Source organism: Coprococcus sp. AF16-5, assembly GCF_003479365.1.
In the GTDB taxonomy this organism is placed as follows: domain Bacteria; phylum Bacillota; class Clostridia; order Lachnospirales; family Lachnospiraceae; genus Coprococcus; species Coprococcus aceti.
Window position 1 is genome coordinate 507,666 of sequence record NZ_QUGZ01000001.1, and the last position, 19,795, is coordinate 527,460.

The 19,795-nt window shown below is 41.9% G+C and carries 15 protein-coding genes; 4 read left to right on the top strand and 11 right to left on the bottom strand.

Annotated features, from left to right (window positions below; translation table 11 throughout):
- Positions 1–78: 78 nt before the first annotated feature.
- The 11 genes from DWW70_RS02225 to DWW70_RS02280 all read right to left on the bottom strand — a co-directional run bounded on the left by DWW70_RS02225 (position 79) and on the right by DWW70_RS02280 (position 12,933).
- A complete protein-coding gene (locus DWW70_RS02225) occupies positions 79–1,251 on the bottom strand; it encodes an ABC transporter substrate-binding protein (RefSeq protein ID WP_158576502.1) in 1,173 nt (390 codons plus the stop codon).
- A gap of 114 nt (positions 1,252–1,365) precedes the next feature.
- The gene (locus tag DWW70_RS02230) at positions 1,366–2,859 is read right to left on the bottom strand and encodes a GGDEF domain-containing protein (protein WP_022216363.1); all 1,494 of its coding nucleotides are present in this window, start codon (positions 2,857–2,859) and stop codon (positions 1,366–1,368) included.
- A 60-nt stretch (positions 2,860–2,919) separates the two neighbouring features.
- Positions 2,920–5,391 (bottom strand): 6-pyruvoyl-tetrahydropterin synthase-related protein, encoded by a 2,472-nt coding sequence (locus tag DWW70_RS02235; RefSeq protein ID WP_055279922.1) that lies wholly within the window; start codon positions 5,389–5,391, stop codon positions 2,920–2,922.
- Positions 5,388–5,837: a 6-carboxytetrahydropterin synthase gene (locus tag DWW70_RS02245; RefSeq protein WP_118649176.1), complete on the bottom strand. Its 450-nt coding sequence runs from the start codon at positions 5,835–5,837 to the stop codon at positions 5,388–5,390. The genes DWW70_RS02235 and DWW70_RS02245 overlap by 4 nt, the downstream gene beginning before the upstream one ends.
- A gap of 64 nt (positions 5,838–5,901) precedes the next feature.
- Positions 5,902–7,011, bottom strand: coding sequence for a hypothetical protein (locus DWW70_RS02250; RefSeq protein ID WP_022216360.1), 1,110 nt, complete (start codon positions 7,009–7,011; stop codon positions 5,902–5,904).
- Complete coding sequence (locus DWW70_RS02255; RefSeq protein WP_022216359.1) at positions 7,008–8,414, bottom strand: TIGR03111 family XrtG-associated glycosyltransferase; 1,407 nt, start codon at positions 8,412–8,414, stop codon at positions 7,008–7,010. Before DWW70_RS02255 ends, DWW70_RS02250 begins: the two co-directional genes overlap by 4 nt.
- Positions 8,386–8,991 (bottom strand): exosortase family protein XrtG, encoded by a 606-nt coding sequence (gene xrtG, locus DWW70_RS02260; protein ID WP_015535028.1) that lies wholly within the window; start codon positions 8,989–8,991, stop codon positions 8,386–8,388. The genes DWW70_RS02255 and xrtG overlap by 29 nt, the downstream gene beginning before the upstream one ends.
- Before the next feature lie 47 nt (positions 8,992–9,038).
- Complete coding sequence (locus DWW70_RS02265) at positions 9,039–9,812, bottom strand: Firmicu-CTERM sorting domain-containing protein (protein ID WP_015535029.1); 774 nt, start codon at positions 9,810–9,812, stop codon at positions 9,039–9,041.
- A gap of 69 nt (positions 9,813–9,881) precedes the next feature.
- Complete coding sequence (locus DWW70_RS02270; protein ID WP_022216358.1) at positions 9,882–10,334, bottom strand: 6-carboxytetrahydropterin synthase; 453 nt, start codon at positions 10,332–10,334, stop codon at positions 9,882–9,884.
- A 326-nt stretch (positions 10,335–10,660) separates the two neighbouring features.
- A complete protein-coding gene (locus DWW70_RS02275; RefSeq protein ID WP_055144300.1) occupies positions 10,661–11,944 on the bottom strand; it encodes an aminotransferase class I/II-fold pyridoxal phosphate-dependent enzyme in 1,284 nt (427 codons plus the stop codon).
- A gap of 311 nt (positions 11,945–12,255) precedes the next feature.
- Positions 12,256–12,933: a TIGR00266 family protein gene (locus DWW70_RS02280; protein WP_022216357.1), complete on the bottom strand. Its 678-nt coding sequence runs from the start codon at positions 12,931–12,933 to the stop codon at positions 12,256–12,258.
- 246 nt (positions 12,934–13,179) lie between these two features.
- Between DWW70_RS02280 and DWW70_RS02285 the strand changes: the two genes are divergently transcribed.
- From DWW70_RS02285 to carB, 4 genes are all read left to right on the top strand, one after another.
- Positions 13,180–14,067: a transporter substrate-binding domain-containing protein gene (locus DWW70_RS02285; RefSeq protein ID WP_118649177.1), complete on the top strand. Its 888-nt coding sequence runs from the start codon at positions 13,180–13,182 to the stop codon at positions 14,065–14,067.
- Positions 14,068–14,127: 60 nt separating this feature from the next.
- Positions 14,128–14,838, top strand: a complete 711-nt coding sequence (locus DWW70_RS02290; RefSeq protein WP_004853031.1) for an amino acid ABC transporter permease — start codon at positions 14,128–14,130, stop codon at positions 14,836–14,838.
- Positions 14,822–15,646, top strand: coding sequence for an amino acid ABC transporter ATP-binding protein (locus tag DWW70_RS02295; protein ID WP_004853032.1), 825 nt, complete (start codon positions 14,822–14,824; stop codon positions 15,644–15,646). Before DWW70_RS02290 ends, DWW70_RS02295 begins: the two co-directional genes overlap by 17 nt.
- A 344-nt stretch (positions 15,647–15,990) precedes the next feature.
- A complete protein-coding gene (gene carB, locus DWW70_RS02300; RefSeq protein WP_118649178.1) occupies positions 15,991–19,218 on the top strand; it encodes a carbamoyl-phosphate synthase large subunit in 3,228 nt (1,075 codons plus the stop codon).
- Positions 19,219–19,795 lie beyond the last annotated feature (577 nt).

The following is a 19,795-nucleotide window of genomic DNA, read 5'->3' on the forward strand; positions in this document are numbered from 1 at the left end:
ATAATATAAAATAACATAACAGTGTTACGCTTGATAACACCGTTATGTTAAAACATATCGATCATTTTGTCAACTATTTTATTTCTTATACATATCGCTATAAATTCTGTCTATAGTCTCATCACGGCTCAACTTATCGTACAGATAATAGTCAGAATCTGATTTAAATGATCCATACACATCCTCAGATTCCAATATCGGTGCCATAATCGACAATTTGTCGCTGTTTTCTTTTCTCATAGCATCTGCCTGTACCTCAAATCCAGTCAGCATATCATGCTCATCAAGAACAGCAAGTGCCGAACTGCTGATCGGAACACCCTTTTCTGTTCCCTGTCTTAAAGTCATTTCCTCACCGTTCAACAGATAATTCAACAGCTTTGCGGCCGCTTCTGGGTGTTCAGTATTATTACTTATCGCATACATTGTTGCAGGTTTAACAAACCAGCCTAAAGATTTTGCCCCCGGCTCACATATGTATTCTCCTATTTTTACATCATATCCATTTTCCTTCAAAGGATCACAATATCCTCCTGCATCACTTACCCACGCAAGAGTGCCGCCAACCTCACCGCTGGCAAAAGCATTCCTGTTAAATGAATCTACAGACATTAAGACTTTTTTATCAAGTAGTTCCTTATAAAAATCCAACATGTCACCTATCTGTTCCTTATTCAGATTCAATGTGCCATCAGATTTGACCGGATCATTTCCGGTTGTCTGTATATAATGTGAAAGCAGCATAAAAAATAATGATTTTTTTGTCATGCCCAGAGGATATACCCCATCTTTGCTCATGATTCTGGCTGCATCAAACAAGTCATCCCATGTTCTGGGAATACTAAGTCCATATGAGTTCCAAAGAGTCTCATTATAATAAAAAGTCTCCGTATTGAACGCGATAGGAACAGCATTTAATCTTCCATTTTTTGTTCCAAAGGCAAGCTCTTCTTCAGTATAGTTTTCAAAATCAATATAATCCGAAAGCGTATTAAGATCATAAAAGCCAGATCCGTCAGAAGAATATGTATCAAGCCAGCCATAATTTATGAGCATAACATCCGGAGTCTCCTGTGATTTCATATATATATGCTGTCTTTTCTCGTATCCATTCCACACACCATATTTGCATTTGACGTTTATTTCTGGATTTTCTTTTTCAAATATATCAACAGCATCCAGTGTGTACTGGTTTCTACTATCATCGCCCCACCAGGAATATTCTATAGTTATCGTATCCCCGACAGCCATATCTGTTTTTTGCTCTCCGCAACCACTAATTACAAAAAGCAAAAAAAGCATCATCAAAACCGATAATCCTCTTTTGTGATTTTTAATTATATGTTTCATCTGTTTCACCTCTGATCAATCCTGATTTTCAACGAACCAGCTATACTGACTTTTTCCGTTTCTCTTTGATTTATACAAAGCGGTATCAGCCTTCTTCATCATGCTTTCATAATCAGATGAGTTCTCTCCATCTACTATGTAAACACCTGCTGATAACGAAAGATTACATTCAGTATATTGTTTCGAAATCGTTCTGGTAAAATCTTCAGCCAACAGTCTCAGCTCAAATTCCATTTTCTTTCTAACACTTTCCAAAGTCCATCCAGTAAACTTCCTGTACACTGCAAACTCATCACCACCTACCCGTCCGATCACGGAATCTGCTCCAAGCATTTTTGTGAAGAGTTCAGCAGTTTTAGACAGAACCACATCCCCTTCTCCATGACCCAAAGTATCATTTACCTTTTTAAAATTGTCCATATCTATCATTATAAACACATGTGTGACTGTTTCTGACTTTTCCTCAAGACAGGATCCAACAACTTCTCCAAACGAAGCTTTATTCATAAGTCCTGTAAGCTGGTCATATTCAGCCTTTTGCTTTAATTCCTCAATAGCTCCGGAAACAGGTGTATATATTCTTTTCAATACAATGCTTCCTGTCACAACAACCAATAAAGCCAGCACAAGAGTTGCTACAAATGAATACAATTTCAATCTCCCTACTTCTTTGAATATCTCAGATTCACCTATGTAAGACACTACTCTCCAGCCATTTGAACATTGTGCTACGGATATAACATATCCATCCGAATTTGTCTGATATTCGAAGTCGTCATTTTCCTTTGGAAGGTTCACTTCAATTTTTTCTCCAACGCATTTTGCATTATTTGAATACGCAACTTCCTCGGAATCATTTACAAGACACACCCTCATATCCTTGAGTTCATGACTTAAATTCACCACTGAACTTAGTTCCCTGCTATAGAAAGAAGTTACGATCACAGCATTTTCATTAAGTTTCTTGACGTAGAAAAGCCTGTCTGGACTGTTTAAATAATCAAAAAACCAACCGGACATTGTCTTCTCGTCATTTATATGTCCAGTAAAATATGTATATATTCCTCCATCCGGAAAAGCCTGAAGTGTTGTGTTGGAAATCCATCCCACGCTCTTGTCATTGGAATATACGACACCAAAATCTGTAAAGTTGTCAAACACACCAAGGTCACTTATCCTATTCTGAATCGCCGCTTCCTGCTGTATTCTGGTAAATTCATCCAGACTATCATCTGTGGCATCATACTCACACAGCTGATCATCGGAGAAAAAAAGAGCCACTGTATCTTCTATACCGACAAGATAATTGTCGACGTTGTATCCAAGCTGTTGGTTGTTAGACGATATAAGATTCACTATCTTGCTTCTCATATTATCAACTGCCTGTTTTGTTATGATAAAAGATATCATACCTGCTGTGGCAACAACAGCAGCTAGGAAGATGATAGCGAATCTCCTCCTGGCTTTGCTTATCTCATATTCAGTTCTGTTCCTGCTGTTTGCTGACATATCTTTCTTCCCCCGTGTTATATACATAGCTATTATATAACAACTATTATTTGTAAATTGTCAATCTTTTTTCTTTCCGTAATCTTTACACGCTAGTATCCATATTGCACTCATTCCACAAAATCCTACTATACTCACCAACACTCCTGGCCAAAATAATGGATATTTAAACTTTATGTTTGTCACTCCTGTTCCAACACACAGCATATTATTTTCATCCATTATCTCCGAATCAGATACGAAAATATCCTGATATGCAAGAGTAGTATTTATCACGGCTCCATCAGCAATATCTGCCGGAGCATCATTTACTGTTATCACCATTCCACCGTCCGTTATCTCACTACTTATAGGAATCAGCGTTCTCTCAGGAAGATCCTCCGGGCTCACGCCAAGAATATCCTCAACTATCTTCTCTGCACCGCTGTCCCCTGTCACACTATAATAGTACAAAAGATTCAGTCCCACATATTTGATATTCTGACTGTTCTCGTCCGTGGCTGCAAATGCAAGCTGTTCCATCTCATAAGCGAATGTACCTGTCACGTTCATGGCTCCGGTTATATATCCGGTATTCCACTCTGACATATCATCAGGAAATCCTGTAGTAGATATCTGCTCACCGTCATAGCTAAAAATCGGATAGCTGGACTTTAATGATACAGACATATCCGTAACTCCAAGAAATACATGCTGCCTCGTTGCGCTGTCCGCTGGGACATGTGTCATGTCTATGACAACATTTACACCAGAATCCGCAAGAGATCTCACCATCTCCTCAGCCTTCTGTCTGGTGTCATATGAGAATCCGGTCAAAATTACAGTATGGTAGCTTTTCAGTTCGTCCGTAGAATAATCCTCTATATTTGAGGACATTCCTGCCTTAAAAGAAGGAAATGCAAGGGTTATCCCATCCGCATAGTCACCTATGACAATGCCATCATACTGCGTGACAACACCGAACTTCTCCGGACCATCAAGCTTAAACAGGCACACCTTATCCGACTCATATGTCAACGTGTAGCCACTCTTCTTTGCGCTTGCAGTGACATCATCGAGAGTCTTTCCCTTTGCACCTATATACTTTCTGTCAATTGCAACTGTATCGTCTCCAAGCTCGACCGATCTGTCAAACAGATAATCATACTGTTCATTCTCAAGTGCCTGGTTGAGCAGCATTATGTTGTCAGCGGTCGCAGCCCCCTGCCATGCCCATCCAAATGTATATGACGCCCCCCCATCTGTACACACTCCGTACGATGGATAGGAACCGAGACTTGAAAGATCCATGAGCGATGCCCTCTGACTTGTGTTATCCCTCAAAAGGCCCGCCACAGCCACACCGTCATCATTTGCCGGAACGCTGTACCTCTCAAATGTGAATGACGGTATCGCATCCACCACAAGTATGATCACCGAGGCAATCACAAATGGCTTTCTGAGCCGCTCCCACTCTATGAGCGACAGGAAGAAAAATCCATATGCTATAACTGTAAATCGCGTCATCCAGAGTGCCTGACTCATCGGCATCTTTCGAAGTATCGGCAGAACATCCGGTGTCGTGAGCACAAGGATTACAAGAGCCAGGATAAATCCTGATTTTTTCTTGTTATCTGCAAGCAAAATTCCCGCTATGGAGAGCAGGACAACGGATATTCCAAAATAAAATGCGCCGATATCTCCATTTATACGGTTTAACGGATTGAGCGATGAAGAAAGATCAGACATCCACATCGTCATTACATCTGATGCTGCCTCGGAATCCATGGATGATATTCCGCCCGAAAGTGATGGCACAAGCCACACTCCCATGATGAGTATGCCACATATCATCGTGAGCAGGATGATCACCTGACGTCTTATACCCATTTTCCTGTGATGATCGAACAACAAAAACAAGAAAGTTCCTATTCCGATCATAGCTATCATCATGATATGGGTAACGGTTATGAGCATTGTAAATATGAGAATCCCGGCAAGTGCCCATCTCTTCTCTTCCCTGAGATACACCCAGATAAAATATATGAGATATGGGAGAAGGAAGGACACGACCATTCTCGGCATATTGCCCTCATCAATGTACATTCTCGCATTTTCAGGCATGAAGAACCACAGCACAGCAAGTGCTGTTCCAAATACAGGCCTTCCGATTCTTCTGCCGATGAGCAGAAATGCCAGTCCGCCGAAGAATATATACACGCCGAACAAGAGGTAATATGCATTTATCACATTTCCCCCTGTGAAACACATGAGAAGTGCTGTTATATAATATGAAAGAGGCGGCCAGTACCTGTATAACTGGATTCCGTTATACCATGTCTCGTCATACAGAGGATATATCTGTCCACGTTTCAGTGCCTTATAGAGATACTCCGACTTGTACATATGCCCCCATACATCATTTCCCGATGGTTCAGTCACTACGTTCTTAAAGTGTATGACTCCAACCGCTGCCAGTGCGGCAAGGACAACCACACCAAGAGCGAAATAAATATTAAGTTTTCTCCTGCTGAGTTTATCCTTTTCTGTCATTTGGTCTCGTCATTTTCCTTTATATCTTTGAGTATCCTGTCAGTTATGGAGTTTATCGTCTGCATCTCCTCCGTGTAACTATCGTCGATAAGACTTACCACATACGACATCGATGGGGACTCGCTGATCTCCATCATGAGAAATATCCAACCGTTTCTGTTCAATATCTTCGTTAGTTCTTCCTTGAAATACTCACATATATTCTCAAGTGTCGGATTGATCATATCAAACGGCGGAACATCGTTTAACGTCTTGTCCTGGTATGCACTTAAAAACTCCTCAACCCTGTGTTCAAGATGGTGAAACTTGACAGTCTCATCACGTCCCTTGACAACATTTATCACAATCTCCCATGTGTGGGGATGTGTTTCTCCCATGACTCCATTTTTGTATATGCCATGTCTGGCATTCAGATAGAATTTGAATTTATACTGTCTGAACCTCATATAATTCACCTCTCAAAACATTTGAACTCAACATCATTTGAATTTGTTCTCATCTGCAGCCGCCTTACCAGTTCGCAAGGTCCAGCAATCTGTCCTTCTCATGGTAAAATGTATTTCTTGGATTTTCCGTGGATACAACTTCTCTGAGTACAGTCTCCAGCTCCGCTCCTTTAGAAAACGCCTCCCATTTGGACAGCATTTCCTCTCTCGTCTTTTCAGCTGCTGCAAGATCCGTCTTGTACATGATCACCACGAAATATCCCTTTGAAAGTTCCGCTGTAACATGATTTTTTCCCATGGAACCCTTTATAAAGTCCATGATCCTGAAAATGGCATCCCGTGAGAAATACCTGTCTCCCATCCTGACGCGAATGAACATAAAAGTGATCGGAAAAAGTTCAGTATCCGAAGATTTCGACAACAGCGTGTCAACTATCTCCAAATCATAGTAACCTTCCCTCTTTATCTCCGTCTTATCGAAATCCCTGTTTCTGAGTTCTTCCTCGTACTGGTCTGTCAGTCTTTCATACTCATCAAACTTTTCATTCCGCTCTGTAAGATCGGACTGCAGCGCAATAACTTTTCTTCCCTCATGTCCAATCCTCCCTGCAAATTCAATTAATATACATCCAAACACCAGTATCGTAGCTATAACGGCTGTCACAATGTAGAATTCCATATTTGAGGTTCCATACTCCTCAAGAACATAATCTTTGTCTGTAAATACACCACACACATACTCTGTTCCAGACACAGACGCCTCACTGACTATTCCGCCCAAATCTTCCATATAGAGTTCAAATTCCGCCTTAGATGATATATTCTCCAGATTCTTTGTTGTATCATCATCCTTCATATACAGCACTCTGCCATCTTTGAGAATGAATCCCCACGTAGTTCCGGATACCGGCACAGAATGTCTTATGAAATGTATCATCGCATCCTCCGATTTCCCAGCCAGCCCATCTGCAATAATCTGCGCTGTGCTGTCCTGTTCATTCTTAAACGAATGTACAACATTGTCCCTGTTGTCCATGATATGGTATCCATAATATATGATCTCAAGCAAAGTGGTGACCAAAACAACTACAAATGCTGCCACCAGTCTTCCCCTGTACGTTTTTTTATTTTCTTTTCTCTTCTCTGTATTTTTATCTGTAGATCTGTCCATCATCTGGTCTCCTCATGTGCACCTGCCAGCTCATCCTCAGGATAGTTGACAAATCTGCGTACCTTATCTAGTCCGTGTGTAAACCGCAGAAAATCGCTCCTTACTACGCCCACTGCCGTATCCCTTTCATCTGAAAAAGTCTGCATCTTCCAGCTGCCCTTTGACTTCATGGAATTTATTATTCCGGCAAACCTGAACCAGAATACAACAAAATTGTAAAGTGGCAGCAGAAATATCAGATAAATTTTTCGCACATAGTATCTTCTAAGCTTTTTAAAGGGCTTTAAAAACAGGCTTATACATATATAAAGAAGTGCTGTGGTAAAAACATACAGCATGTACATAATGATGACCGACTGTATGATAAGACTAAATGGGTAATTCACAAATCCCAGACATATTAGTGCGAAGTACCATATCATTCGCGGAAATGCAAATGTATGATCAAACATGACAAGTCTAACTATGAAATCCGAGAAAAATCCCCTGACCACATTCATTCTGTTCTTCATGAACATATGGACAACCTCTATCTCCCCACGCTGCCATCTCTGCCTCTGGATATACAATCTGTTCACGTCTTCTATCGGATCAACGTAAAATATCGCCTCACTGCAGAGAACCACACTTTCACCAAGCACATCTCTTATCTGAAATGTTACGTGTGTGTCCTCGCACACTGTATCCGTATTGTACATATTGGTTCTCATGATGGTGGAACGTCTGAACGCTGAAAAAGCACCGGAAAGTGTAAATATGTTGTTGAATTCTGACTGAAAGTTTCTTCCGGCAAGAAAAGCCTGGGCATACTCAAAAAACTCAAGTTTTCTGAGCAGGCGAAGTCCGAATCCCTTTGTCTCGTCTATCATCTCAGGATTTGTCATGATTGTACCCGTCATACAGTCAATATCAGCGTTTCTCTCAAACTTTACGACCATATTTCTTATGGCATCCCTCTGCAGAACACCGTCACTGTCTATATGGATCACATATTTGCCAAAGCTGTTGAAAAGCCCAAGGTTCAGTGCCTTAGACTTGCCCTGCTTTGAATTTACCCAGTTCATGGTAAGTTCCGGAAACTCCTCCTGACACTCGCAGAACACTTCAAAGCTTCTGTCTGTACTCATGTTGTTGACGACAAGTATATATATCTTATCATTTGGGTAACTTGAATCATTAATTGACTTGATACACCGTCTAAGACTGTGCTCTTGATTGTACACCGGTATTATCATGGTTATCTCAGGTGAAAAGTTTACTGCCTTCTCCTTATGTGACACTATCTTTTTCTTTATCAGTATCACAAAGTTGCCTATGGTCGGAATGATCTCCATAACTATAGGTATGATGACCCAGGCTGCCCAGAATATAATAGAACTATGAAATATCTGCATTATGTGCGTCAAACTTAAAACCTCCAACCTTCTGTCTTATTATCTGCGACTTTGTAAATACAAAGAAATATAGTGCAACCGTGCATGCATAGAACACAAGACGCCCTATTATCGTATGGGCAATGAAGTATGAACTTTCTCCAAACATATATATTATGAGGCAGATCACAAATATCCTGAGTACATTTGACACAAATATCGCAAATCCTCCCACTACGCTGAGCACGCTTTTCTCATATGTGTGATACAAAGGAAAAAACCACAGGAGCGCCAAAAATGCCAGTATCTCTATGATGCCTGAGCACTCATAGTCTATATACATTGAAAGGTTTGTATCCCCTGTGGATATAAATATTACATTTTTGTTGAAATAAGACTCGTATATTCCAGTCATATCCCCAAACATCCCTGCCACTGCGGATACTGCTTTTTGCAGTGGGGCAAGAATGACCGGCTCAACCAGTATAAGCATGTATATAAAGAGACCCACACTGCCTGCAATGAAATACCAGAATTCGAGTTTGCCACGTTTTAGAACCGTAAGCACATATATCCATATAATAAACGTTACGATCAACAGTATGTTCATCCTGTGTTCTGTCTCCTTTTCACATAGTAATTTTATTATACGAGGGTTTACCTCTTCTTTCTTCTGCACACAAACACTCCGCCTGTTGCAAGTGCCATCGCCATAGCTGCCCCTGCCCACGGACCTGTCGGAGTTCCGGTTATAGTTACGCCCTGCGCGCCGATATTAGGGTTGGACACTGTGATAGTCGCCCCCTGATCAATGTTTATACCCAGATAATCAGCCAGTTTCTTCATTGATATTGAAAACTCTATCTCATCACCCTTTCCCGTCTCAGTGTGTGCTGCATCATAAACCGTAAATGCCACATCGCCATCTATATCTGTATAGTAACCTGCGAACACACCAAAATTCCTGTATATTCCCTCACCTAGATTATACATCTGTCCCGACCAGTTGATCGAACCATCTGAATTCACAGGTAATACATTGAGCACACACTGTTTACCATCTACTGTAATGTTCCAGAACTGGAACTGCATCTGTGATGTGTACAGGTCATTCATGGAAAAATGCACATACAGCCTGTCGCCATCTATCGCAATCTGTCCCTTGTGAACCGAATAGCCATTGTTGCTGTTATATGTTATATCAGCAGATGGATACTGACTCCATTCACCGTAATATCCATCTATGGCAAGCCCTGTTGTGACAGGTCCACTTGAATTGCTCTTTGCCGCATCTGTCTGGGTTGCAACTGCATCATCCGCAAATGCCTGTATTCTGCCGCCCATAATAGAAAAAACTATAAAAATAACAGCGAAAGAAACAGCCATAACGCCTCTGTTCAAATGTTTCTTATACGATTCTCTTTTCTTCATACTCATCACGCCTCATCTCTGTAGTATATTTTCATTGCTCAATTTATATATGTATATATTTCATCTATATCAGCTAAGTCCTGTCATACTCTCAAGTTTCAATATATCATCAAATATCTTCTGATAATTTCTGTTGCTTGTATCCATGTTCATGGTCGGCAGCAGCATCCTGTCAGATACCTGATACACACATAGCGGATTCTCAGATATATCAAGCTGGTATAACTCCATACCACTTTTCATAAGCTGTTTTCGCAATTTCTCGTAGAAGTAGTCGCCTATTGTCTCAAGGGTATTACCACATCCCTCAAACTCAGGAAGTTCATTAAGATACCGTCCCCTATACTGATCTATAAATGACGAGATGATTGCTTCCAACTTAAAAAAGGGAATATCCTCTTTACTATCCTTCATACCTATATAAGTGACAACTGTAAATGAGTGTCCATGTATCTTCGTTATGTCGCCATTAAAACTATGTTTTGCATTAAAGTAGGTTCTGTATATATAGTAGTTAAACAACCATACCCCTCCCGACCATAAACTTCTATTTCAACTTAATAAGACTCATTCTTATCATCTCTAAATTATAAGTACATCATTGTGATATATCAATGATGAAAAATTGCCAAAATAATGTCTGTTTTATGAACATTTTGTAACTTTATGTATAGTCAGAACGTTTCAACCGATTGCGCTGTTCACATTTTATTATCTGTTTGAGTGTTATTGATTGAATAGTCACAGAATCAGTCAAACAGTCATGATGTGAAGAGTCAAAAAAAGATCCCATCCATATGAATGAGATCTTTTTATCTATATCTGCATTATTGCCCCGACATTGCCATTTATGACTCAAGCAGTTTCTGAACACTTACAAGCTTTACGCAGAGAACAAATATCTCTGTTGCCTGCTGCATCTCCTCCGGTGTAGGGAATGAAGGTGCGATTCTGATGTTGCTGTCCTTTGGATCGTTGTGGTATGGGAATGTTGCTCCTGCGCCTGTGAGGATAACTCCTGCCTCCTTGCACTTTGCAACTATAGCCTTTGCACAGCCTTCCATAGCGTCAAATGATATGAAATATCCGCCGAGAGGCTTGATCCATGAACCAATTCCAAGTCCATCAAGCTCCTCCTCAAGAACTTTGAGAGTTGTTTCAAACTTTGGTCTCATGAAATCAGCATGCTTCTTCATATGCTCCTTGAGTCCGTCAAGGTTCTTGAAGTATCTTGCATGTCTGAGCTGATTTACCTTATCGTTTCCTATGGTCTGTATTGTGTAATGCTTCTTGGCATCCTCAAGATTTGCATGTGATGTAGCCATAGCTGAAACTCCTGAACCAGGGAAGCTTACCTTTGATGTTGAAGCAAACTCAAATACCATATCCGGATTGCCGGCCTTTTCACACTCTCCGATGATATCAAGTATCTCTACCTGATTGTCCTCATACAGATGATGGATGACATATGCATTGTCCCAGAAGATTCTGAAGTCCTTAGCTGCTGGTCTTAGATTTGCAAATCTTCTTACTGTCTCATCGCTGTAACAGATTCCCTGTGGGTTTGAGTACTTTGGCACGCACCATATGCCCTTTACTGTTGGATCTGAATTTACAAGTTCTTCAACCATATCCATGTCTGGACCTGTCTCTGACATAGGTATGTTGATCATCTCTATTCCAAAATGCTCTGTGATGGCAAAATGTCTGTCATATCCTGGAACAGGACAGAGGAACTTCACCTTATCTAGCTTGCACCAAGGTGTCTCTCCCATTATTCCATGTGTATATGCTCTTGATACAGTGTCAAACATAAGAGTGAGACTTGCGTTACCACCGATGAAGATATGATCCTCAGTGGTTCCCATCATCTCAGCCATAAGTCTCTTGACCTCTGGAATTCCATCAAGGCACCCATAGTTTCTGCAGTCTATGCCACACTCTGACTTCATATCAGAATCACTGTTGATAACATCCATAAGACCAACAGATACTCCAAGCTGGGTTGGTGATGGCTTACCTCTTGACATATCAAGGTTCAGGCCAAGAGCCTTCTTCTCTTCATATGCCGCAAGCAGCTGCTCTCTAAGTTCCATTAACTCTTCTCTTGATAATTCACTGTACGCTTTCATAAAAGTCTCCCTTGCTACCTAACAATGTTATAGTTATATGTCCAGGTTGCACGTCAAAATATTCTACATCAAATAGACTATCCTAACGTTCAACCCTTGTATCATATAATTTATTTCTCCGGTTGTCTAGACCTTAATCGCATAAGTTTGCAGTATTTTGCAAATTTTGGTTGAAAAATCTAAGTTTAATCACTGTATTCGACTATATTTTCGTCAAAATTATATATTTAACTTTTTATTTTCAAGTTAGCCGACATTGAAAGATGCTGCAGTGTTCTTTTGGGGTCGGCTTAAATATATGGCTCTATTGGTTATTTAGATGGTATCATGGATGCTATCTCAGCGGCAAGCTGCGACTTCGGCATGGTCTGAAGTGTTATCTTGCCAGGACCAGTTACCACTGTATTGAAGAATCCCTCTCCTCCAAAGAACATATTCATGGCACCACCCTTTACTGTCTCTGCGTTTAAGGAACATGTTGCATCCATCATTGCAAGATAACCTGTGTCAATGACCATCTGCTGTCCCGGTGCAAGCATGTAATCCACAACAGAACCATCGATTTCAAGGAACACTATTCCCTGACCTGTAATCCTCTGCATAATAAATCCCTCACCTCCGAAGAACCCACCGGCTATCTTCTTTTGAAAAGCTATCTCCAGATTGATTCCCGGTGTCGATGCAAGGTATGCTGACTTCTGACAAATGATCTCCTTGCCAGGTCCTATCTCAACCGCCATAATATTTCCCACAAAGCTTGAACCGAATGCTATCAGTCCAGGTCCCCCCTGAGCCGTATATGTATTTCGGAACATCGATTCACCGGATATGGCTCTGGTGAACATCTTGCCTACTCCGCCACCTGATGTCTGCATCTGCATATTCGGAGACATCCATACCATTGCACCTTTTTCGCAGTTTATAGATTCCCCTGCCTCCAGAATGATTTCTACCACAGGCATCATGCCGCCTTTGATCTCGTATCTCATATAATCTGACCTCCCTGTATTCTCCATATTTAATATGAGTTTCATTTTTTTAATTGGTACAAATGTATTATATAGTAAATACTATTCATATAACAATGTTTATTTATAAATCATGAATAAAAGCCTGTTTTTATTAGGCATATCACTTTTTCCCACTTTTGGAACGAGTTTTTTCATATATTAATTGCTTTTTTTGAAACACAATGGTATATTTATTCAGATAAAATATGAAAGGAAGATGTAAAAATGAAACTCAAAAAATTATTAGCAATTTCAATGTCAGCAGTTCTGGCTATGACAGCTCTTACTGCATGTGGAAGCAAGGATGATTCTTCGGAGGCAGGTTCAGGGAGTGCTTCATCAAAGAAGACTGCAAAGGTCATCGAGATTGACCTTACAGACGAGCAGTATGCTTTCGGTGTTGACAAGGAACAGCCTGAGCTCTTAACACAGGTTAACGATTTCATCAAGTCAATGAACGAAGACGGAACATTTGAAGAGATCTGCAATCACTACTTCGGCGATGGCGAGCCTGTTGCAGTTGAGTCAGCAACACTCGATGCAAACAAGGATCAGCTTATAGTTGCAACCAATGCTGCATTCGAGCCATTTGAGTATACAAAGGGAGAGAACTACTATGGTGTCGATATGGAGATAGCTAAGGCTCTCGCAGACAAGCTTGGCAAGGAGCTCGTTATCCAGAACATGGATTTCGATGCTGTATGTCTCTCAGTTGGTCAGCACAAGTGTGATATCGCTATGGCAGGTCTTACTATAAAGCCAGATCGTGAGGAGTATGTAAGCTTCTCAGATTCATACTACAAGGCTTCTCAGAAGCTTATCGTTACATCAGACAATACAGAGTTTGATGATTGCAAGACAGCTGATGATGTCAACAAGATCCTTCAGGCTAAAGGCTCAGACATGAAGATTGGTTTCCAGACAGGTACTACCGGACAGTTCTACTGCGAGGGTGACGCAGACTGGGGATTCACAAAGCTTGCTATGACTTCAACAGGCTACAAGAACGGTTCTCTTGCAGTTCAGGATCTTTTAAATGGTAACCTCAACTATGTTATCATCGATGCTGCTCCTGCAGCCAGCATCACTGCTGCTCTTAACGCAATGCAGTAAATTTTAATTCGAATTTAGTAATTTTAGTATTAACGCCAATTATGTTTGAAAGGATATTTCATGGGAGACATTTCTACAAAAATACAAAAGTTCATAGAAATATTCATCGACAACAACGGGTATGTTAAGGTAGTCGAGGGTCTGAAGAATACTGTGATAATAGCCATTGCCGGTCTTATCATCGGTATAATAATCGGTACCCTCATTGCTACCGTCAGGGTAATTCCAAAGTACAAGCGTCTGCCTAGGGTTCTGGATGCGATCTGCAGTGTATATGTAGGTTTCTTCCGTGGAACACCTATGGTTGTACAGCTTCTTCTCTTCTACTATGTTCTTCTTCCTATAGTGGGAGGACACATGACAGGAGTTCAGGTGGCTATGCTTGTATTCGGACTCAACAGCGGTGCCTACATCTCAGAGATCATGCGTGGTGGTATACTCTCCGTTGATCCAGGTCAGATGGAAGGTGGACGTGCCATGGGACTCAGTTTTTCGACTACCATGCTCAAAATCGTTATACCTCAGGCAGTCAAGAATATTCTGCCAACCCTTGGAAATGAATTTATTTCTTTAATAAAGGAGACTTCAGTTGTAAGTTTTGTCGGAGCAACTGATCTCTACGTTGCATTCAACTACATCGGAAGTAACAGCTACGAATTCATGGTCCCTTATCTGGTCATGGCACTTATCTACATCGTGATGGTGCTTCTCATCAGCCTGGGAATCAAATTAATGGAAAGGAGCCTGAGAAAGAGTGATAGACGTCATTAATCTTGAAAAAAGCTTCGGTGATAACAAAGTCTTAAACGGCATCAATATCACCATAGACAAAGGCGATATAATGGTTGTTATCGGTCCCTCAGGTTCTGGTAAAAGTACATTTCTTCGCTGTTTGAACTGTATGGAAGACCCTACCGGCGGCCAGATTATATTCAATGGTGTTGATATAGCAGACCCTAAGGTTGATATCAACATACACCGCCGTCATATGGGTATGGTTTTCCAGCATTTCAATCTGTATAACAACAAGACTGTTATACAGAATATCATGCTTGCTCCTGTCTATGTCAGATGTCAGGATTTGAAAAAGGCAAAGCGGCATAATCTTCTGCTTCCTGTCACCAATCTCTTCCGCAAGGAAAAGCAGACAAAGCAGGAAATAACAACAACAAAATCAGAGATCATTGCCGAGGCACATGCAAAGGCGGAGGAACTCCTGAAGAGGATCGGTCTGGAGGACAAGGCGGATGTATATCCATCTACTCTCTCAGGCGGCCAGAAACAGCGTGTTGCCATCGTCCGTGCGCTTGCCATGAATCCTGATGTCATTCTGTTTGATGAGCCAACCTCAGCTCTCGACCCTGAGATGGTCGGCGAGGTTCTTGATCTCATGAAGGCTCTTGCAGATGAAGGCATGACAATGATCATTGTTACCCATGAGATGGGATTTGCCAGGGAGGTTGCCAATAAGGTCGTATTTATTGACGACGGACAGATTCTAGAATCCGGTACACCGGAGGAATTCTTCGGCAACCCTAAGAATCCTAGACTTAAGGATTTCCTTTCAAAAGTGTTATAAGACATTTTATCCGGCATGTGTGTTTTTTCATATGTGCCGGATTTTTTATAAAAAATTCCATGCCATTCATAATTTTTACTATATATTCATACGTACTTTCCAATTCAATTCTTGATCCATTTCATATTTCAGTTCATTTTTTCAATTTATTTCCTTATTAGCTATGTACTTTTGGGCTCTTATACTTTATAATGACAATAATTTGGGCATTTTTATAAAAGAAAATAAACGATGTCCGGCAATGTTTAAAATCACATTAAAATACTTCTTTATTTTGTGTGATTTCATGTAGTTTTCAGTGCTCTCGCTCTGAACAAGAATCATTTTACAATAAGGAGAAAGATATGCCAAAAAGAGAAGACATTAACAAAGTTCTGATAATAGGATCTGGTCCAATCATCATCGGTCAGGCATGTGAGTTCGACTACTCAGGTACTCAGGCGTGCAAGGCCCTTAAGAAGCTTGGTTACGAGATCGTATTGGTCAATTCCAACCCTGCTACCATCATGACAGATCCTGAGACAGCTGATGTCACATACATTGAGCCGCTCAATGTCAAGAGACTTGAGCAGATAATTGCAAAAGAGAGACCTGACGCTCTTCTTCCAAATCTTGGAGGACAGTCAGGACTTAACCTTTGTGCTGAACTTGCAAAAGAAGGCATCTTAGACAAATACAATGTCAAGGTCATCGGTGTTCAGGTAGATGCCATTGAGCGCGGTGAGGACAGAATCGAATTCAAGAAATCCATGAACGCAATCGGAATAGAAATGGCAAGAAGCGAGGTTGCCTACTCTGTAGATGAGGCTCTCGCCATCGCAGATCAGCTCGGATACCCTGTTGTTCTTCGTCCTGCATACACCATGGGCGGTGCCGGCGGCGGACTCGTATACAACAAGGAGGAGCTCAAAACTGTCTGTGCAAGAGGTCTCCAGGCCAGCCTTGTAGGTCAGGTCCTCGTTGAGGAGTCAATCCTCGGATGGGAGGAGCTTGAGCTTGAAGTTGTACGTGACTGCGAAGGCAATATGATCACTGTATGTTTCATCGAGAACATCGATCCTCTCGGCGTACACACAGGTGATTCATTCTGCTCCGCTCCTATGCTCACAATCTCTGAGGACGTTCAGAAGAGACTTCAGGAGCAGGCATACAAGATCGTTGACTCTGTTGAGGTCATCGGTGGAACAAATGTACAGTTCGCACATGACCCTGTATCTGACAGAATCATCGTAATCGAGATCAACCCTAGAACATCCCGTTCTTCTGCTCTGGCATCAAAGGCTACAGGATTCCCTATTGCCCTTGTGTCAGCCATGCTGGCAACAGGACTTACCCTCAAGGATATCGAGTGCGGTAAGTATGGCACACTGGACAAATACGTTCCGGACGGTGACTATGTGGTTATCAAGTTCGCACGTTGGGCATTCGAGAAGTTCAAGGGTGTTGAGGACAAGCTCGGAACCCAGATGCGTGCCGTAGGTGAGGTCATGAGTATCGGTAAGACCTACAAGGAGGCATTCCAGAAGGCTATCCGAAGCCTTGAGACAGGAAGATACGGTCTCGGCTACGCCAAGGACTACAATACAAAGAGCAAGGATGAACTATTGCGCATGCTTGCACATCCATCAAGCGACAGACATTTCATCATGTACGAGGCGCTCAGAAAGGGTGCTACAGTAGATGAGATTTTCGATATAACAAAGGTTAAGCACTACTTTGTTGAGCAGATGAAGGAACTCGTTGAGGAAGAGGAAGCACTCGCAGCACACAAGGGCTCTCTCCCATCTGACGAGGCACTCACCACTGCAAAGAAAGACGGTTTCTCAGACAGATACCTCAGCCAGATCCTTGAGATTCCTGAGGAGGACATCAGAAATAAGAGAATCGAGCTCGGAGTTACTGAGGCATGGGAAGGCGTACACGTAAGTGGAACAAAGGACAGTGCTTACTACTACTCCACATACAATGCACCTGACAGCAATCCGATAAATGAGAACAAGCCAAAGGTTATGATCCTCGGCGGAGGTCCTAACAGAATCGGTCAGGGTATCGAGTTTGACTACTGTTGCGTACATGCATCACTGGCACTTAAGAAGCTCGGATTTGAGACTATCATAGTAAACTGTAATCCAGAGACTGTTTCAACTGACTATGATACATCAGATAAGCTCTACTTTGAGCCACTTACACTTGAGGATGTTCTCAGCATTTACAACAAGGAAAAGCCAGTGGGCGTCATCGCACAGTTCGGCGGTCAGACACCTCTTAACCTTGCTTCTGACCTTGAGAAGAACGGCGTAAAGATCCTCGGTACATCTCCTGCTGTCATCGATCTTGCAGAGGACAGAGATCTCTTCCGTGAGATGATGGATAAGCTTGAGATCCCTATGCCAGAATCTGGTATGGCTACTACTGTTGACGAGGCAGTTGAGATTGCTCACAAGATTGGCTATCCAGTCATGGTCCGTCCATCATACGTTCTCGGTGGACGTGGTATGGAGGTCGTATACGATGACGAGAGCCTTGACGGATATATGAGAGCTGCCGTTGGTGTCACACCTGACAGACCTATACTTATAGACAGATTCCTGAATCACGCCCTTGAGTGTGAGGCAGATGCCATAAGCGACGGAACTCACGCATTTGTTCCTGCCGTTATGGAGCACATCGAGCTTGCCGGAGTTCACTCAGGTGATTCAGCCTGCATCATTCCTTCAGTACACATCACTGCTGAGAATGTTGCTACTATCAAAGAATATACAAAGAAGATCGCTGAGGAGATGCATGTCGTAGGTCTTATGAACATGCAGTACGCTATTGAGAAAGGCAAGGTATATGTTCTTGAGGCAAATCCTAGAGCATCCCGTACAGTGCCTCTCGTATCAAAGGTATGTAACGTGCGCATGGTTCCTATCGCTACTGATATCATCACATCAGAGCTCACCGGAAGACCATCTCCTGTTCCAGCTCTCAAGGAGCAGCACATACCATATTACGGAGTTAAGGAGGCTGTATTCCCATTCAACATGTTCCCAGAGGTTGACCCAATCTTAGGACCTGAGATGAGATCTACAGGTGAGGTTCTCGGACTTTCAACCTACTATGGAGAGGCTTTCTATAAGGCTCAGGAGGCTACACAGACTCTCCTTCCTACAAGCGGAACTGTCCTGATCTCTGTAAACAGAAAGGACAAGGATGAGGTTATCGAGATCGCTCAGCTCTTCGAGAAAGCTGGTTTCAAGATCCTTGCTACAAGCGGAACATATGCCATAATTACGGCTGCCGGAGTTAAAGCTGAGAAAGTCAAAAAACTCCAGGAGGGCAGACCAAACATCAATGATCTTATAACAAATGGCTCTATAGACCTGATAATCAATTCTCCGAGCGGTAAGGAAAGTGCCCACGACGATAGTTACCTCAGAAAGGCTGCCATCAAGGCAAAGATTCCTTATGTGACTACAATTGCAGGCGCAAGAGCAACCGCAAAGGGTATCCTGTACGTTCAGGCGCATGGCGACAGCGATGTGAAGTCACTGCAGGAGCTTCACAGTGAGATAAAGGACGCTGAGTAATATCGGGCGCGGGCGGCTTTGCCGCTCAGGTGGCCCGGATTGCCAGTTAAAGGACTAGAGGCTTGCTCTAGTTTACAATTTGTTGGCCAGCAAGACCTCTAAGCATTCAAAAGTGCATAAAATTTTATCTAAAATGACAAAAACCAGGAAAAGGATACAATTTCTAATGTCTTTGTATCCTTTTCCCGGTTTTATTTTAATTTGCGAAAATATTATGCGCTTTTTATTGATTACACTTCTCTCCAAGCTACCCTTCTCGCCAAACTACCTACACTGAGAGTCGAACATTTGTTTGATGTGATATATGCGGTGCTACCCTATTCGGTAGGCGGTTAGCCTTCATCACAGGAGTTTATAGCCATAATCAGCTTTATGCATCACTTGCTTTGCTCTTGATTATGCCGTTGGCTCTAAGAGCAATGATAAGACACAAAAATAACCGCCCAGTCCTAACAAACTTTAGCGGTTACTTTTGTATCCAATAATATCAGGGCTAACCGTCTATCGGTTGCACCTTTTGATATTATATTAGCATTCTCCACCCCCTTCATGTCAAACGTATATTAACTCATATTTT

Excerpts from the sequence above, each read along its gene's own strand:
- DWW70_RS02225 (WP_158576502.1), bottom strand. The coding sequence starts at position 1,251 with ATGGCTGTCGGGGATACGATAACTATAGAATATTCCTGGTGGGGCGAT.
- DWW70_RS02230 (WP_022216363.1), bottom strand. The coding sequence starts at position 2,859 with ATGTCAGCAAACAGCAGGAACAGAACTGAATATGAGATAAGCAAAGCC.
- DWW70_RS02235 (WP_055279922.1), bottom strand. The coding sequence starts at position 5,391 with ATGACAGAAAAGGATAAACTCAGCAGGAGAAAACTTAATATTTATTTC.
- DWW70_RS02245 (WP_118649176.1), bottom strand. The coding sequence starts at position 5,837 with ATGAGGTTCAGACAGTATAAATTCAAATTCTATCTGAATGCCAGACAT.
- DWW70_RS02250 (WP_022216360.1), bottom strand. The coding sequence starts at position 7,011 with ATGATGGACAGATCTACAGATAAAAATACAGAGAAGAGAAAAGAAAAT.
- xrtG (WP_015535028.1), bottom strand. The coding sequence starts at position 8,991 with ATGAACATACTGTTGATCGTAACGTTTATTATATGGATATATGTGCTT.
- DWW70_RS02265 (WP_015535029.1), bottom strand. The coding sequence starts at position 9,812 with ATGAAGAAAAGAGAATCGTATAAGAAACATTTGAACAGAGGCGTTATG.
- DWW70_RS02275 (WP_055144300.1), bottom strand. The coding sequence starts at position 11,944 with ATGAAAGCGTACAGTGAATTATCAAGAGAAGAGTTAATGGAACTTAGA.
- DWW70_RS02280 (WP_022216357.1), bottom strand. The coding sequence starts at position 12,933 with ATGAGATACGAGATCAAAGGCGGCATGATGCCTGTGGTAGAAATCATT.
- DWW70_RS02285 (WP_118649177.1), top strand. The coding sequence starts at position 13,180 with ATGAAACTCAAAAAATTATTAGCAATTTCAATGTCAGCAGTTCTGGCT.
- DWW70_RS02290 (WP_004853031.1), top strand. The coding sequence starts at position 14,128 with ATGGGAGACATTTCTACAAAAATACAAAAGTTCATAGAAATATTCATC.
- carB (WP_118649178.1), top strand. The coding sequence starts at position 15,991 with ATGCCAAAAAGAGAAGACATTAACAAAGTTCTGATAATAGGATCTGGT.